The sequence below is a fragment of the Citrobacter amalonaticus genome (assembly GCF_018252635.1).
GTDB lineage: Bacteria > Pseudomonadota > Gammaproteobacteria > Enterobacterales > Enterobacteriaceae > Citrobacter_A > Citrobacter_A amalonaticus_E.
In genome coordinates this window covers 1-435 of the sequence record NZ_JAGTXM010000038.1, presented here as the reverse complement: position 1 = coordinate 435, position 435 = coordinate 1, and the positions used below count along the sequence as shown (strand labels likewise).

1 protein-coding gene is annotated in these 435 nt (G+C 59.5%); it reads right to left on the bottom strand.

Annotated elements, in window-relative coordinates:
* Positions 1-435 (bottom strand): HPr family phosphocarrier protein (locus tag KE671_RS22615; RefSeq protein ID WP_211986806.1); only part of this gene is annotated, 435 nt, incomplete at both ends.

Sequence of the window (435 nt, the reverse complement as noted above, 5' to 3'; positions counted from 1 at the left end):
CGCTTTCAGCGCCTGTTCAGCATCGGCACCCTGTGCGGTGAAACGCAGACGATGTCCTTTCTTCACGCCCAGCGCGACCACTTTCATCAGACTACGACCGTTGGCCGGTTTGCCCGTGCCGTCAAGATTCGCCACGGTAATCTCACTCTCGAATTGTTTAATGGTATTCACCAGCATGGTGCCCGGACGGGCATGCAGGCCGTGCTCGTTGCGTACCACGAACTCAGCGGTCTGCACGTCTTCGGTCGGCGCCTCATCACTGGTCAGAAGTGCCAGCACGGTGGAGGCATCAGCGTTCAGCAGTTTTTCAGCTTTGTTGTTCAGCAGCAGATCGCCCAGACGCTTCAGCACGGAAACCGGCTGATCGTCGTTCATCGCCACGGTCACCAGCATGGCCGCACGCTCGCCTTCCACGTCAAACGCGTTGGCCGCGCG